At 62.0% G+C, this 14,920-nt stretch carries 13 protein-coding genes; 6 read left to right on the plus strand and 7 right to left on the minus strand.

Going from position 1 to position 14,920, the window contains the following annotated elements:
• Positions 1–291 precede the first annotated feature (291 nt).
• From ABI796_RS04550 to ABI796_RS04570, 5 genes are read right to left on the minus strand one after another with little or no spacing between them, the layout of a single operon-like run.
• A complete protein-coding gene (locus ABI796_RS04550; RefSeq protein WP_344762416.1) occupies positions 292–933 on the minus strand; it encodes a hypothetical protein in 642 nt (213 codons plus the stop codon).
• Positions 930–3,272: a DNA/RNA non-specific endonuclease gene (locus tag ABI796_RS04555; RefSeq protein WP_344762418.1), complete on the minus strand. Its 2,343-nt coding sequence runs from the start codon at positions 3,270–3,272 to the stop codon at positions 930–932. The genes ABI796_RS04550 and ABI796_RS04555 overlap by 4 nt, the downstream gene beginning before the upstream one ends.
• 2 nt (positions 3,273–3,274) lie before the next feature.
• Entirely contained in the window at positions 3,275–3,613 is a 339-nt protein-coding gene (locus ABI796_RS04560) for a DUF6507 family protein (protein ID WP_141286420.1), read from the minus strand.
• A 30-nt stretch (positions 3,614–3,643) separates the two neighbouring features.
• Positions 3,644–3,949, minus strand: a complete 306-nt coding sequence (locus ABI796_RS04565) for a pore-forming ESAT-6 family protein (RefSeq protein WP_141286422.1) — start codon at positions 3,947–3,949, stop codon at positions 3,644–3,646.
• 2 nt (positions 3,950–3,951) lie between these two features.
• Positions 3,952–4,290 carry a hypothetical protein gene (locus ABI796_RS04570; protein ID WP_024819983.1) on the minus strand — a complete coding sequence of 113 codons (339 nt, stop codon included), beginning with the start codon at positions 4,288–4,290 and terminating at the stop codon, positions 3,952–3,954.
• 456 nt (positions 4,291–4,746) lie between these two features.
• On the opposite strand from ABI796_RS04570, the gene ABI796_RS04575 reads away from it, so the two are divergent.
• The 6 genes from ABI796_RS04575 to ABI796_RS04600 are packed head-to-tail and all read left to right on the plus strand — an operon-like array spanning position 4,747 to position 12,697.
• Positions 4,747–5,010, plus strand: coding sequence for a hypothetical protein (locus ABI796_RS04575; protein ID WP_105694255.1), 264 nt, complete (start codon positions 4,747–4,749; stop codon positions 5,008–5,010).
• On the plus strand, positions 5,007–6,359 hold the full coding sequence (gene eccD, locus ABI796_RS04580) for a type VII secretion integral membrane protein EccD (RefSeq protein ID WP_141286424.1): 1,353 nt from the start codon (positions 5,007–5,009) through the stop codon (positions 6,357–6,359). Before ABI796_RS04575 ends, eccD begins: the two co-directional genes overlap by 4 nt.
• Positions 6,352–7,407: a hypothetical protein gene (locus tag ABI796_RS04585; protein ID WP_141286426.1), complete on the plus strand. Its 1,056-nt coding sequence runs from the start codon at positions 6,352–6,354 to the stop codon at positions 7,405–7,407. Before eccD ends, ABI796_RS04585 begins: the two co-directional genes overlap by 8 nt.
• Before the next feature lie 4 nt (positions 7,408–7,411).
• Complete coding sequence (eccCa, locus tag ABI796_RS04590) at positions 7,412–11,386, plus strand: type VII secretion protein EccCa (protein ID WP_141286428.1); 3,975 nt, start codon at positions 7,412–7,414, stop codon at positions 11,384–11,386.
• Positions 11,376–11,756 carry a hypothetical protein gene (locus ABI796_RS04595; RefSeq protein ID WP_141286430.1) on the plus strand — a complete coding sequence of 127 codons (381 nt, stop codon included), beginning with the start codon at positions 11,376–11,378 and terminating at the stop codon, positions 11,754–11,756. The genes eccCa and ABI796_RS04595 overlap by 11 nt, the downstream gene beginning before the upstream one ends.
• A gap of 14 nt (positions 11,757–11,770) precedes the next feature.
• Complete coding sequence (locus ABI796_RS04600; protein WP_141286432.1) at positions 11,771–12,697, plus strand: DUF6177 family protein; 927 nt, start codon at positions 11,771–11,773, stop codon at positions 12,695–12,697.
• 5 nt (positions 12,698–12,702) lie between these two features.
• On the opposite strand, the gene ABI796_RS04605 is transcribed toward ABI796_RS04600, so the two are convergent.
• On the minus strand, positions 12,703–13,968 hold the full coding sequence (locus tag ABI796_RS04605) for a MinD/ParA family protein (protein ID WP_246095904.1): 1,266 nt from the start codon (positions 13,966–13,968) through the stop codon (positions 12,703–12,705).
• Between the two features lie 105 nt (positions 13,969–14,073).
• The gene (locus ABI796_RS04610) at positions 14,074–14,844 is read right to left on the minus strand and encodes a DUF6882 domain-containing protein (RefSeq protein ID WP_141286434.1); all 771 of its coding nucleotides are present in this window, start codon (positions 14,842–14,844) and stop codon (positions 14,074–14,076) included.
• Between the last annotated feature and the right edge of the window lie 76 nt (positions 14,845–14,920).

Consider the following 14,920-nt stretch of genomic DNA (forward strand, 5'->3'; position numbering starts at 1 on the left):
TTTCGAGTTGGTAGAAGGCCAAGGTGTTCGCCGATACATTGGGGGTTCCGTGGCCTCGGTTCTGGAACATGAGTTGGGCCATGAGGTTGGCGCCTTCTCCTGGTCCTGCGAAGAAGGATGCGATGAGGTGCCCGCCCTCCTAGCCGCGTCCGCCGACACGGATGCCGGCCAGTATTTGCTGCCATGCGCTGCGATTGATGTCGCCTTAAGCAGGTGAATCTCGACGACGGCGTAGGCAGCTCCGCTTCTTCGTGGAGCTTTGGTTGCGGCTGCTGGAGATGTTTGGGCTGCCTAGCCGAAGAGCTTGCGGCCGATTTTTGCGAAGACCCCTGGTTCTTTAGATGGGTCGATGATTTCCGGTTGGGCGGAGAAGTCGGTGCCGGTGTTGGTGACGGGGAGGCGTTTGTTGTTCCACTCGACTGTTTGCAGTTGTGGGTTGTAGACAGGGGGTGTGATGCCTTCGGCGCGGAACACCGTCCACATCCACTGGGGTATGTTGTCCAGCGTGCGTGGGAAAGCTTTGAGGTCCTGGAACAATGTCAGTGCGTCCGCCGGACGATCAGGAATTCCATCTTCGCTGTCCGGCCTAAAGAGTTCAAAATCGAAGGTTTCGAGTCTGCCGTCCGAATCTGGATAGAGGTAGACCTTGCAGCTGGTCCACGTACCAGCTCCGGTGCGATACGATTCGCGGCGTACTTCTTTTAACCACCAATCCATGGAGTCATGAGAAAAGTCCACTGCAAATTCGCGGTATCCCCAGATGCCGTTTCGCTTCACATCCTCCGTGCGCCTAGACCACGCCTGATGTATCACGGAGGTACTCACCACCTCCTGAGACCCGAAACCCAGGGACCCTTGGCGGAAAGTTTCATCTTTCAGGCGTCGTAATCCCATCGATACCGCAGGGCTAATTGCGGGCGAACCGTCAGTCACTGCATCTCCTGTTCACCGATGGGCATATTTGAGAATTGATTTGTCCTCGGGAGACCTCCGTCGAAGCTATGGGTTACCTTCAATGATTCAGGCAGTCCGGGTTTTGGTCCGGGGACGGCTTCTATCTTTAAATGCAAGTCTAGTGGTTGCCCAGTGTCGACACGGTGGAGGGCCTTCGTCATGACTTCTCGCTCGAGTTGGTAGAAGGCCAAGGTATTCGCCGATACGTTGGGGGTTCCGTGGCCTCGGTTCTGGAACATGAGTTGGGCCAGGAGGTTGGCACCTTCTCCTGGTCCTGCGAAGAGGGATGCGATGAGATGGCCGCCCTCGTAGCCGCGCCCGCCGACACGGATGCCGGCGAGTATTTGCTGCCATGCGCTGCGGTTGATGTCGCCTTTAAGCAACCCGGTGATGTGTGCTTCGACGCTCTTGGGCTTGGCGAAGTCATCGGTGATGATCGTGAAGTGATTTTCCAGGCCTCCGTCAGTTTTCGCGACGACGTTGTAGGTGACATTGGGCATCCGCTTGTTCAGTTCAACGGACCAGGCACCCCTAACGCCAGCGTACGTGTCTACGCGTTCGACTCGGCCCGTGGCATCTGTGTAGAACCGTTCAAGACTGTCGGCTGTGAGGCCGCCGGTGTTATCTGGCATTTTGGTGCGGTTGTCCACGATGTACAAGGTGTTGGGTTCCAGCCCGGTCTTGGCTGCGAAGTTGTCTTTGCGGCTGACCGGGAAAAGATCGTGACCATGCTGAAGGACGACGGTGTTGGTGATGTTGTTCTGTGGCGGGAAAGGGTCAGGGACCACGGGTGCGTGCGGCGCCCGTGAAGCGTCGTTAACGAGTGCACCGGAACCGCCCCGTGCGTGAGGGGCGTTTTCCCGGATGTCGGCAGCGCTCTTGTCCAGCCAGTTTGGTACTGCTGAGTTGTCCGCGGTCCGTGCCAACAGACCGCTGGGCTCGGGGTGAAAGGCGGTTGGAAAGTCCGTATCGACATTACGGAGGCCCTGGGCAAGGGAGTTCATCACGTCCGCGGTAACGTGTTTGCCTCCCGAGACGAGGTGCGTCACGCCACGTTTGGCGTTTTCTAGAGCCGCCCAAGTCGCCGCTTTTGACTGGGTGATTGTATCGAGCACCCTAGCCGTAGTGGATGGCATCACCAAGTCCGATAGTTTCAGGGCCAGCGAGCCGGGTTTATCCAGTAAAAGACCGGTTCGGTGGAGTCCGTTGGCGGCGTTACTGAGCGGCGAAGAAAGCACTCCCAGCCGTGGACTGCCCATGGTTGCGGTGCTGAGTCGCTGCGCAGCCAGGCCTAGCCTGCCGGCGGTCGAACCGGCTTTAATCCCCACCCCGGCACCACCGGCAAAGAGAGTCGCGACGTCGAAGGTGGTTGCGCCGAGGGCGTAGGCGGGGTCGGTGCCCCATTCGTCGTAGTGGATGGTTTCTTTGGCCGCGTTGAGGGTGGTCAGGACGGCTTGGGTTTCTTCGGCGGTGACGTCTTTACCTCCGCGGGCAAACACGTTTCTGGTGGTGAGCGCCGCGCCGCCGAGGGCGAACATCCCTTGCCAGGCTTGGGCTTGTTTGATTTTGTCGGTGGTTCCCAGCAGGGTGTGCAGGCCTTGCCCGGCGCCGATCAGGGCGCTGATGAAACCTTGGCCCGCTGAGCCGGCCCCGCCGAGCCGGGCCGAGATGTTCGGTGGGCCCCAGGGAAGGTCGGGGAGTTTCTCGTCGGTGCCCATGTAGTGCTGGACGTGGGTCAGGGCGTTGGAGAGCAGGTCGGTTGAGGAGTTGAGGTTCGCCCTGGGGATGGCCGGGGGATGGTAGCTTTGCCCGCCGGTCAGGGCGGCCAGTGCGGTGGCGCAGGTGGCGTCGGAGTCGAGGATGGCTTGGGCCAGGGCGCTGGCTTTGTCCATGGTTTCGCGGTGACGGTCCACGATTGTCAGGTTTGAGCGCCAGTCGTCGTTGCCGCCGATGACCTCGTCCAAGGCGTGGACCTCGGCCCGGAGGGTGTTGATGCGTTGTTTCAGTTCCCTGGCCCGGTCCGCGTACGCGGCCAGCACGGTTGCGGCGTTGCTGGTCAGGTTGGCCAGGCCCTGGGAGCGGGAGAACACCGGGGTGAAAGCGGTCAGGACCTGCCCGGCTTCGGGGGCCTCGTAAGCTCCGGAAAGACCGGCCCAGGACCTTGCGGCGTCGTTGACGCCGGAATGAACGGCGTTCCCGGACGCTGCGAGGGCCTGGCCCTGGCTGTCCAGGGCGTCCGGGTCCGGCAGCGGCGGGAGCCCGTCAACGCTGATCCCGGACGCGCCCGGACCTGCGACACACACCTGACTGAAGTCCATTCTTACCGCCCTAATGCCGAAACGGACAGGTGCACGGTTGAGGCACTGGAGGCCGCTGTTGATGCCATGGCCAGATCACCGTTGGCGTAATGGCCCACGGCTTCGGAGGTCCCGGTCAGGATGGTGGTGCTGCGCTCGAGCACGTCCGTGGTGGCCGGAACCACCCCGTTCTCGATCAACGCCCCCAACGCTTCTTGAACCTGGGCCGACGGCACGGCCGCGGCGATTCCTTCCACCGCGCCCTGTAACCTGGCCAACGGTTCCTCCAACGCCGAAACAGAGCCTGCGGTAGAGGAGATCACCGCACGCGCGGTGCCAACATCAATACTCCACACAGCCATATCAGTCACCTGCCTCTAAAGACCGGCGGGTTAGCCGATGCTCTGCACGGCGTTGCGGGCAGAGGTCGCGGCGGTGGTGGCGGTGTCGTCGTTGGTGCCCAGGGTGGTCCGGACCAGGGCGATGATGGCTTTGACTTCGTCCGCCGCTGAGCTCCAGCGGGTTTCGACTGCCTGGTATTCGGCGTCGACGCCGTCGGCGCGGAAGTCGGCCATGGCCTGGTTCACGTCGGCTTGGCGGGCGGCGATGAGGGTTTCCAGTTGCGCGGCGAGGGCTTGGATGTCGGACTGGACCTGGGCTGAGACGTTGGTGTCGTAGGCGATGCGGTTGGTGGTCATGATTATGCCCGTCCTTGGAAGCGTGCGGCGTCGAAGTTCGCGGCGCCTTCGGAGCGGCGTGCGTTATCGGAGGCGGTCAGGTCGCCTTGGGTGAAAGCGGTGTTCATCCCGGACTGGCCGGTCACGATGCCGGCCAGGGCGGTGTTCAGTTCGGACGCGACCAGGTCGGACCGGTTCTTGAACGAATCGAACGCGGCCTTGCCCGCGCCGCTGAATTTGCCTTCCAGCGGGGTGACGGCGTCCACGAAACGGCGGACCAAGGCGCCGAGGTCCTGATGGGACGCGTCGGTTTGCTTGCTCAGGTTCCCGAGTGTCTCGGCACCCATATCAAAGATAGCCATTGATTCCCCCAAAGGTAGATGGTTGTGCTGGAGCACTTTAACAGCATGGTGAACACAACATGTTAAGTCCAGTCGATGCAGTAACAAGAAGCAAGTGCCTTATGACGGCTTAGTCACAAACCGAAAAGGTTGCCGACGAAGCCCCACGGGGTTCACCCTGCCCCACCAGAGCGGACACCTAGGGCCGAAAAGCACCCTCTAGGTGCCGTTTCGGGTCTGTCTAGGTGCTGAAAACACCCAAAATGAGTGCTCCCCACCACCGACTAGGTACTCCGGTGCAATAAAGACAAGGACCTGGCCTTCGCGCCGCGGATGACGCAGCCCTTGCGCCAGAAGTCCTGGAGCAAACTTTGTCTCAGGCAGATGCTAGGGTCTGGACCGTTATTGAAACCGACCCATGGATTAGGGTTGATGGCACTATGACGCCGTACAGGAGCCTGATGGGGAGGGCCGCACATGGCTGAAGACTACGATTCCCGGCTGCTTGAGTCCGCCCGGGTCAGGAAGCATAGACTCGACGATTCTTTGTTGTTTGGGCAGAACCCACAGGAACGTAGCTATAAGACGGCCACCACGCGGCTCATGCAATCACTCCTGGTCGCAGCGCTCATCGCCGCAATCTGTGTTGGCTTCAGTTTCGTCCAACATCTGCTCAGTGAGCAGGCGGCCAAACAAGCAGTGACGTCAGCATCAGCAACTCTCATCAAAGGAACCCTATGAGTATGGCCCTGAGCCGGGTCACCATTATCGCGGCGCACCGGCATCTCGATGTAAGGCTCCCTTCCGATGAACCCATCGCATCGCTCATGCCGCAAATTTTGAGCTTGATGAACGAGCCCAGCAGCTCCCGGACTGCCACCGCAGCCAGCACCGCAATCCTTATGTCGTCCGTGCTGACCACCAGCGTGGGCATCACCCTGGAAAGTTCATTGACTCTGCGCCAAGCGGGCATCTCCGATGGCTCCATGCTTTACCTGCGCGACGAACGCGATGTCCCGGCAGCGCCTGATGTTTATGACGTTCCTTCCTTCGCGGCCGAATCAACAGAGCGGCTCCCGGCTGTGTGGGCCGGGCCGCTGCGGACTGTTGGCCTCGCGACTGTTGCCGGTTTGTTGATGGCTGCTGCCGGTTCGTCGTTCGTTGTGCTTCTGCGGGGAACCGGAAACAGGGATTCCGCCATGATCGGCATCGCGATTGGTGCCACCCTGATGTTGCTCGGTGCCATAGCCGGACGCGTACGCTCCGTCCCTGGCGGACTCGCGTTGGTTGCCGCTGGGCTGGCAACGGCCGGTTCCACGGCCTTTATGGTGTCGCCTTTCGCTACCGGGGCTCTTCTCCTGTCCGCCGCCTTGGTCCTGGCCGTGGTTGCCTCGGGCATGGCAACGGGTAAGTACATCCCTTTCCTTTCAAGTGCCGGGCTGCTCCTCCTTCTGGGTGGATTGTGGGCAGTGCTGGCCTTGAGCACTCGGGATCAGCCGCTCTCAGCCGGTATTTCGGGAATCGTGGCTATCTTCGCGTTGGGTGTCGCACCCAGGCTGGCCACCGTATTGACTGGCCTTAGCGGTTTGGATGACGATCAGCGCCAAGGTAAGCGGATCACCCGCAGCACAACGCTGGATGCCGTCCACGCAGCACACGCCACTTTGACCGGTTGGACGCTCACTGCAGCATTGGTGGCTGGAGTTGCGGTGGTGGTGGTTGCGACCGCGAAGAACCGGCCGGTGTGGGCGGTCCTGCTTGCGGTGGCGCTGTTGGGCGCCTTGACGTTCAGGGGCCTGGCGTTGCCGCTGCTAGCGCAGCGCGCCGGAGTCTATGTAGCAGCAGCTGGTGCCTGCTGGGGTGCCACGCAGGTCTTTGCCTTGGCAACCAAACAGCCTCTATGGCTTGCTGTTGCAGCAGCGTTGGCAGTTCTCGTGCTGGTGGCCTCTGTAATTAAGGTCAGGGAACAGACGGCCGCCAGGCTGCGAGTCATCGCCTCAAGGCTCGAGCTCCTCTGCGTCCTTGCCACCATTCCCTTGGTTCTGGGACTCTCAGGAGCCTATACACAGCTAGGACAGACTTTTGGGTGAACAACCGCGCTCCGGATTCCCGATTGACGAGACAAGCACGACGCCGGTGGGCGGCTTCCCGGGGATGGGCAGCACCGCGGCACCAGCGCCAGCCGTGACCGGGGCGGGTCTTGCCGCACCAGCAGCCGCCACCAAGGCGACAACGCCAGCCCCACCTAAGCTGCCGCCGTCGACCCCTCCTGCCCTTGAGCCGCGCTCCACACGGGTGGCCACATCACGCCGTAAAAGCGGCGATAGTTGGTGGGAACGCGTCCGCTTCGAGGTGACCGATGCAGTGACCTCCGGATCGTTGTCCGAGCGGCTCATCAGGGCAAGCTCAGCCGTTGAAGCCCCCATCACCACCGGGCGGCGAATAGTGGTTTTGGGCACGGCGGGTGGCGTGGCAACCACCACCGTTGCGGCGATGCTGGCAAAACTGCTCGGCAGCATCCGTCAGGAACCCGTCATCGCTATAGACGCCACTGATCACAGTGGAAATTTGATGCGATACCTCGGTGCATCGCAGGTGGCCCCGTTGGCCAAGCTGATGCATCAGTTCCGCACAGAACCCGTGCGGACGCTTCCGGATGCCGTCAAGAACGCAGCAGCCTGCGGCAGTCAGGTCTTCGCGGCGGGCAGGGCTGACGTTCCTGCCTTGGCGGACCAACCGCTCGGCTTACAGGAGTGGACAGATGTGTCATCTACGTTCTCGCGCTTTATGGCGGTAACAATCGTCGACGGCGGCGCCTCGCCTTTGTCCCGACACGCGGCGGCGCTTCTGGAGACTGCGCACGCCGTGGTGCTGGTTGCACCGCCGGGTAACCCGGAGGCCGCAAAACTCGCATCCATTCAAGAGTCCTTGAACAGCACTTTCCCGGACGTCCAACAGGTGACCGCGGTGGTCCGTTCCCGCCAGAGTCACGATGCCGCAGTGCGCGACGGCGTGCTGCCCTATGACCGGCACCTGGCCAGTGGCAGCAGCCTTCAACTCAGCCGTCTGGGCTCCCGAACCAGGATCGCCGCCACGGAACTGACCGGCAAGGCCCTGATGGCCGCGAACAGGGCATGAGCGCATGACCACACGGATCGTCCACCGCCCTGCCAGGACCACACTTCCTGAAAAGACGCCTGAAGCTGCACTGCTGGATGCCCCACCGCAGCTGGCCGGGGGAGCAGGCGGGATGAACCTCCTTGCCCTGGTGCCCATGTTGGGAGCCGCTACGTCGGTGACGGTGATGATGCTTTTCCGGGGCTCGTCTTTGGCCGGCATTGGCGCGATCATGATGGTGGCCACGGTCCTTGCTTCGGTTGTGCTCATGTTTTCCCAGCGCGGTAAGGCCACCCGTCAGAGGGCGGCCAAGCGGAGACTGTATATGGACTACCTCAGGCGCCGCCGCTCTGATTTTGAGTCAGAGGAACAGCGTGCACGGTCTGGGGCAAATGCGGCGCATCCGCCGGTGAGCCGCTTGGTGCAAAGCGTGGTCAACCATCCCCACCGGCTTTGGGAACGTCGCAGGACGAGTCCTGACTTCCTGGTCACCCGGTTCGGCACCGGCAGTGTTCCGCGCAGACCCATCACGATTCAGGACAGCGGCGATGCTGTTGAACGTCCGGATGCCTTCATGCTCTCTGAAGCCGAACAGCTTCGCCAACGCTTTGGCAGCAATCCGGATATGCCGCTGACGCTGCCGCTGGCTGCGGTGTCCGACGTATCAATCGTGGGGGACCGGGAAACGGCACTAATCGTCTGCCGCGGCCTGCTCTGCCAGCTTTCTGCCGCACAATCTCCCGAGGATGTGGAGTTGGCGATTGTTGTTGGTGATGACCAGCTGGAGGACTGGGAATGGACCAAATGGCTGCCCCACCTACAGGAGCGGGGAACCCTGCGAAGGGCGGGTTCACTGGCTGAGCTGGCCGGCCTGCTGGAAGGTTCCATGGGTGCGCGGCTCACGGCGGTGAACAGCGCCGCCCGCAACTTCCAGCAAGTTCCCGCGGATGCCCTTCCTAGGCTGATTATCATTACGGACCTTCCAGGGCAGAACGCCGGGGCGCTCCCTGGAGTGCCTGCTGACCTTCCCCTAACCAAGCTTGCGGTGACCCGGATCCATGTGTTGGCTGAGCAGCAACAAGAGCCGGAACGGGTTGACCTCCGTCTGATGGTCTCGCCCGACGCACTGAGTATGGAAGCTACTGCCACCGGCCAAACCATGCAGGGCGTTGCTGATGGCGTGTCTCCTGTGGTTGCCGAATCCGTAGCCAGGGCCTTGGCTCCGCTGCGTCTTTCGGAGTTGTCCCACGAATTCGGCGAGCACAAGTCCTCGCGGAGCTACGCCGAGGCCCTCGGTCTGAGCGACTACACGGCCGAGGCCATGCTCCAGTCGTGGAAGAGCCAACGAGGCTCGGATTTCCTGAGGGTTGCCATCGGAGAAGACGAGGACGGAACACCGGTCCACCTGGATCTAAAGGAACCGGCCCAGCAAGGCATGGGACCGCACGGGCTCTGCGTGGGAGCAACCGGTTCGGGCAAATCCGAACTCCTGCGCACAATAGTCCTGTCGTTGATCGCCACACATTCCCCCGAGGACCTGAGCATGGTCCTGGTGGACTACAAGGGCGGCGCAACGTTCGCCCCCTTCGAGGCCGCCCCTCATGTTTCAGGTTTGGTCACTAACCTGGTCAGCGATGCCAGCCTGGTGGACAGAATCTATTCCAGCCTCGCGGGAGAGGTTAAACGCCGGCAGGAGTTGCTGAAGAACGGTGGCGACTTTGCCCACATCAACGATTACCGGAGCGCCCGGAGCAGGACCCCGGACAACCCGGCCCTTGCTGAACCGCTGCCCTACTTGTTCGTGTGCATCGACGAGTTCGGGGAGTTGCTCACCGCACGTGCTGACTTCATCGATCTCTTGCTCTCCATCGGCAGGATTGGGCGTTCGATCGGCATCCACCTGCTCCTGGCTTCCCAGAAAGTGGAGCAAGGCATGCTCCGCGGCCTCGATACCTACCTGGCCTACCGGATAGCACTCCACACCAATTCGGAAAGCGAAAGCCGCACCATCATTGATGTCCCCGATGCCTATCACCTGCCCAGCACCCCGGGCCACGGCATCCTCAAAGTGGACACCACCGTGTTCAAGCGATTCCGTGCAGCCTACGTCTCCGGCGCCTTGCCCCTGGCGGAGGACGACGCCGTCGATTCAGTGACGGAGTCAGTCCCCGTGCAGACCTTCCACCTGGCAGAAGAAACCGTCAACGGGGTGCCCGATCCGGTCCTGATAAACAGCACCATGACGCGGGGCGTTCCCGTAGAGGGCAAGCGCCCCTCAAACCAGGCAGAAAGTGCAACCATCCTCTCCGCCGTCGTAGGTTTCGCCGCACAGCAACCGCGATCAACGCCACCGGTGTGGCTTCCGCCCCTGCCGGTTGCTGTGTCCCTGGCGGGAACCGGCGCCTCACTGGACCTCACGTCCACAGGCCCCAGGCTCGGCCAACCGCAATACCTCAGTCCCGCAATCGGGATCCTTGATGACCCGGCCCGGCAGTGGCAAGGACCGTGGCACCTTGATCTCACCGCCCGAGGCGGCAACCTCGCGATCATCGGTGCCCCGCAAAGCGGCAAGTCCACCGCGCTGCGCACCATCGCGGCGTCTCTGGCCTTGAGCCATGGGGTGGAGGACGTCAATATCTACGCGGTGGACCTCCTGGGCAATGCGCTCGCAGGGCTGGCGACGCTGCCGCATTGCAGTGGGGCGGCCGGCCGTGGCAACAGGGAGCTGCTTCGGAGGACCATTGAAGAGGTCCAAGGCCTGCTGAATGTCCGGCAATCCGTGTTCGATCACCACAAGCTGGATTCACTCCAAGGGATGCGTGCGCTCCGGTCCAGGGGTGGGCTTGGGGAGCTGGCATGCACCGATGCTTTCCTTCTCATCGACGGTTTTGGAAGCCTGACCTCCGAGTTCCCTGAACTGGAGGACTCGGTCCACGACATCATGACCCGCGGCAGCACTCTGGGCGTCCACGTCCTGGTCAGCCTACGGAGCTGGTCCGAGGTACGGATGTCCCGGCAATCACTCTTGGGAACAAGGATTGAGCTGCACCTTGCCGATCCCGCGGATTCACTGGACCGCCGCCTCGCAACAACACTTGGGGCAAACCGTCCCGGACGCGCACTGACCATGGATAAGACCATTGGTCACTTTGCCCTACCGTCGTTGTCCCCAACGCCGGATCGGGACAATGCCGGGCAGGAACTGGCCGAGCTCGGTGGGGTTTTGGGCCAGTACAGCCCGCTGACCGCGCCTCCCGTACGCGTCTTGCCTGCACTGACCCGGCTTTCGCCGGATCACAGTCCGGGCGGCGGCAGCATAGCGCTTGGCATTCGGGAGCACGACGCCGGCATCGAGAACCTTGATCTGTTGGGCACGGACAGGGGAGCCGTGGTGATTGGTGACCCCGAAACCGGCCGGACCAACCTGCTGAGGACTGCGGCCTCACAGCTGATGGCATCCCACGAACCGGGTCAACTGGCCTTTGCGGTGTTCGATCCTCGCCAACAGCTGCAGGACTTCATCCCTGACGAGTATCTGGGCGAGTATGCCTCCAACGGGCAAAAGGCAGCCCAGCTGGCCGAGTTCGTTGCGGGGCAGGCACGGGACAGGTTAGGGGACGGAAGCACGGCACCAGTGCGTTCGCCAAAGATCGTGCTCTTGGTGGACGACTACGACATTCTGGCGGCTACCGGAAACCAGCCCCTGCGTGCTTTGGCAAGCTACCTTCCCTCCGGTGCCGACATTGGACTTTTCGCCATGGTCACCAGCAGGACCACCGGCAGCGGCATGATGATGCACGACTCCTTCATTGCCAGTCTCCGGGCCGCCGGCGCCCCCGTCATCCTGTTCTCGGGCGACCGCTCAGAAGGAGTGGTCGCCAACGGTGAACGTCCTGTTCCGCTACCTGCGGGCAGGGCAAGGATTCTTCGCACCAGCCGCCCCCCTGTGACCGTCCAGACCTTCCACCACCATCATGAGGTTGTTCACCATGAGCTATGACTTTCACCTGATTTGCGATCAAGACCCTCGCGAAGGTCGCTTTGAGTATGCGTGCGGCGAGTTCGAAAACAAGTTCTTTGTCAACGCAGTGGAGGGCTCCGAGAACCTCGTGGTGAACCTCGCGGGGGAAGATCTGGGGCTCATCAGCGTTCCCCTGAACGTGCCGAATTCTGAAGTGCGCCGGGTCTTTGGTGAGGAGGTAGCCCACCAGCTTGCCGGTGACGCCTGGGTCTCTGAGGTCAACTGCCCTTATGACAAAGACACCGCCGAAGCCGTGCGCGCCTTCCTCATGATCACGGTGATCGGAACCAAAGGACTTCTCATTGATCCGCAGTCCAACGAGGTCATCAACGCGGAATGGGGAGCATGAGTTCAATACCGTGGGTGCCCGTTCCAACTCCAGCGGCCCGTCCCTGGCTTAGCAGGACGCTGCGCAGGGACCTGCAGCACGCTGCGGCTGCGTCGGCGGGAAACGGCATTGTCGCCCTTCAGACACGAGCCGATGCGGCCATCACTTACCCGCTGCTGGCATTTCTCAAAGCCGCGGGAATCCCATGGTTTGCGGAAGACCTCAACGGTGAGGTGCGCGACGCCCTGGCGGCGGCCGACGCCGCTCAGTTCAGCGACACCGCTGCGGCGAGCGGCCCGCCTGCGGTGAGTCCCGCCGTCGTGATCCGAGGCAGCGTGCTGCATGCTGCCTCAGGTGACCTGATACTGGGAACTTTTACGTCCAGGATGTTGGCAGCCGCCGGGTGCACTCCGGAATATCTGGGTCCCGCAGAGCCGCTTCAGCAGAGGTGGAATGAAGCGGCGCTTACTGCCTGGCTGCGCGAAACCATGCCTTTGGGGATTGCCGTTCTGTCCGGGCGGGGCTTTGCTGGAGTAGTGACGGCCTACCGCACGGATTCAGGAGTGGTGGAGGCGTTCGATGTATTGATGTCAGCCCCTTCCAGCAGTGCTCTTCCAGATCTTGTAACCCTTGAGGCTGCAGCCGTGGAAGCCAATGCACAGGAACTAACGGTGGAACTACACTTTGGCGCCTCCGGGCTAAGCATCCCCGTCGGCGGGGACGCCATGAGGGTTCCGCAGTTGCTGGTACTGGGGCCATCGCTGCACAGAGGTGTTCCCGAAGCGGCGGAACTGGATACTGCCGGGGCGGCCGCGGCGCTCCGTGGACACGTCCCCTTCCAGCATCTGGCCGTCCGATACCCGACGGCTTCCACCTGGGATGGTGGAAAAGCCCGCCGCGCCCAGGAGCTCATCCTCGGAGCGGCGCAGGGCAAAGCACAGGGTAACCCCCAGGGCCGGTAGCCGGCCTAGATGTAGCCGTCCACGATCGCGGCGGCTATCTCCTTGTAGGCCCTGCGGGTCCCGGCCGAAATCTTGTCCAACGAAATGCGGTCACCATCGGCGACGCCGCGATCGTGCGGGACTGTAATGAGTTGCCGGCAGAAGCCTGCGAGGTGCTCTTCAATGGCACGCTTATTGACCCGGCTGGAAACTTGGTCCTTGTCCGTGACCACCACAATGGCGTTTCTGGCCAGATTCTCATACCCATGGTCGGCAAGCCACTGGAGGGTATTGCGGGCACGCTTGGCACCGCTCACGGCATAGCCGGACGCGATAACCAAGTTGGTGGCTTCCGGGAGCACTCCGGCCATGGCCGGATGTGACACGCCCGTGCCGCAGTCAGTGAGAGTCACCGAGTAGTACTGGGACACCAAGTGTTTGATCTTCAGGTATTCAGCAGCCGTCAGGGCATCGGATAACGCGGGATCCTGCTCGCCTGCCACCAAATGCAGTCTGTTGGCGTGATGCATGTAGTCGGTGAGCATTGTCAGCGACGTGATCTTTTCGATGTCCCGGACAATATCCGTGATGGTGCGCGGCTTGACCTTCTGATAGAGCATTTCGCCGAGTGCGCGTTCGGCCAGGTCCCCGCTATCAGGGTTGGCGTCGATGGCGCACGGGTGGTCGCCGCGGTATTCGGCGAGAATCATGCCCACGCCCACGGTGGTGGAGGTCTTGCCGATTCCGCCCTTGAGGCTGAGGACCGCTGTGTTGAAGCTGCCGGAGAGCGGACGGGCGATCCGGCGTTCCAGCTCGGCCTCGTCCTGGTCCCTGGCGCTGGGGCCGAGGTTCACGAAACCACCCGTAGCCGAATACAGGGCGCCGCGGAAGCCCGTGGTGGGACGTGGCCTGTCCGGCCGGACGAACTGTGTCTCAAGGTGCGTCGAACCGTAGCTTGGGGTTGTCGGAGGAGCCACCACCGAGTCTGAAGGAGCCACCACCGAGTCTGCAGGGGCTTCTGCCGAGTCTGCCGGAGTGCTGTCTACGGCACCCGGGAATCCTGTCACCGCTTCGGCGCGACCGTCCGGATGCACGTGGAACCGGCCTTCCTGGCCCTTGACATGGTCTACCGCATCCGCCAGAACAGGCGCTCCGGACGACTTGGCATAGTCAGCAAGCACCGCTATTGCAGCCGAGTAAGGATCAGTTCCCTCGGGCGGAGAGATGGCCTCGCCACCTACTGTTACCCTGCCGTCGGCAAACACTTCGACGCGTGTGGACCCCAGTTCCATCGCTGTACCCTTCGATATTCCGCAGTGCATCTGGTGACGCTCCAACCAGTGATACTAGCCGGGGTGGGCATGGCGGGTCATGTCACGTGTCCCGCCCAAGTACATTCAGGACGAGGGCAAACCGGTCAACGAGGCATTCATGGTGGTCAGTCTGTTGTTCTCGTCGAACGCAATAGTGGCCTGGCCGTCGTCGAACGTCACCTCAAGGGTGCCCGGTGACGGTTCGGTGACCGGTGTTTGAAGCCGAAAGCGGGCGTAGCTTTCCACGGCTCGGCGGTGGTCCTCGATCATGCCGGCGGCCACCGCCTCCATGAAGCGCATCTGGAATGTGAGGGCTGATGGCGGCCCCAGCTCCAGGCTGCCGTGGTTATAGGCAACCACGGCCATGGAGCCCCTGCCGATGTCGGACGTGAAGTGATTCGCCCGGCCGGTGATCATTTTCACTGCAGTGGCAATCTTGAAGGCCACCAGAGTTGATCCGGCCTTTTCTGCGCTGAGCCTGAATTCCTCATCCGCGAATGCAGGGACGATGCTTTCGAAGGGAACCTCACCACTGGTCAGTTCCTCAATGCCGTAGTGCCGGCCGAATGCTACAACCTGGTCAAAGACTGCCTTCTGGGCAGGCGTCGCCGCAACATTGGGATTGGCCCATGCCCACAGGAAAGTCTTGGGACCAGGGCCGGACGTTCCCACAAAAGCAGTCTGCAAATGCTTTGAGCTTCTCCCGGGAAAGTGGAACTCCACACTGGCGAACTGATCGGCAGTGTGCCAACGCTCGTAGCCCCATTCCTCAAAACGATCATCCTGCATGTGATGGGTTTCGAGGAAAAGGATGGCACCGTCGTCGACGATGTTTTGGAAGGTCAGCTCAGTCATGGGACCCAGCCTAGACATGGGGCCGGACAGTGAAGCAAGTCAAGAAGGCCGGTTGTTGATAAGTGTCTCTTGACGC

The organism is Paenarthrobacter aurescens (assembly GCF_041549525.1).
In the GTDB taxonomy this organism is placed as follows: domain Bacteria; phylum Actinomycetota; class Actinomycetes; order Actinomycetales; family Micrococcaceae; genus Arthrobacter; species Arthrobacter aurescens.

Bases quoted from the DNA above. Each gene is read 5' to 3' on its own strand.
- ABI796_RS04555 (WP_344762418.1), bottom strand. From the start codon at position 3,272: ATGGACTTCAGTCAGGTGTGTGTCGCAGGTCCGGGCGCGTCCGGGATC.
- ABI796_RS04560 (WP_141286420.1), bottom strand. From the start codon at position 3,613: ATGGCTGTGTGGAGTATTGATGTTGGCACCGCGCGTGCGGTGATCTCC.
- ABI796_RS04565 (WP_141286422.1), bottom strand. From the start codon at position 3,949: ATGACCACCAACCGCATCGCCTACGACACCAACGTCTCAGCCCAGGTC.
- ABI796_RS04570 (WP_024819983.1), bottom strand. From the start codon at position 4,290: ATGGCTATCTTTGATATGGGTGCCGAGACACTCGGGAACCTGAGCAAG.
- ABI796_RS04575 (WP_105694255.1), top strand. From the start codon at position 4,747: ATGGCTGAAGACTACGATTCCCGGCTGCTTGAGTCCGCCCGGGTCAGG.
- eccD (WP_141286424.1), top strand. From the start codon at position 5,007: ATGAGTATGGCCCTGAGCCGGGTCACCATTATCGCGGCGCACCGGCAT.
- eccCa (WP_141286428.1), top strand. From the start codon at position 7,412: ATGACCACACGGATCGTCCACCGCCCTGCCAGGACCACACTTCCTGAA.
- ABI796_RS04595 (WP_141286430.1), top strand. From the start codon at position 11,376: ATGAGCTATGACTTTCACCTGATTTGCGATCAAGACCCTCGCGAAGGT.
- ABI796_RS04605 (WP_246095904.1), bottom strand. From the start codon at position 13,968: ATGGAACTGGGGTCCACACGCGTCGAAGTGTTTGCCGACGGCAGGGTA.
- ABI796_RS04610 (WP_141286434.1), bottom strand. From the start codon at position 14,844: ATGACTGAGCTGACCTTCCAAAACATCGTCGACGACGGTGCCATCCTT.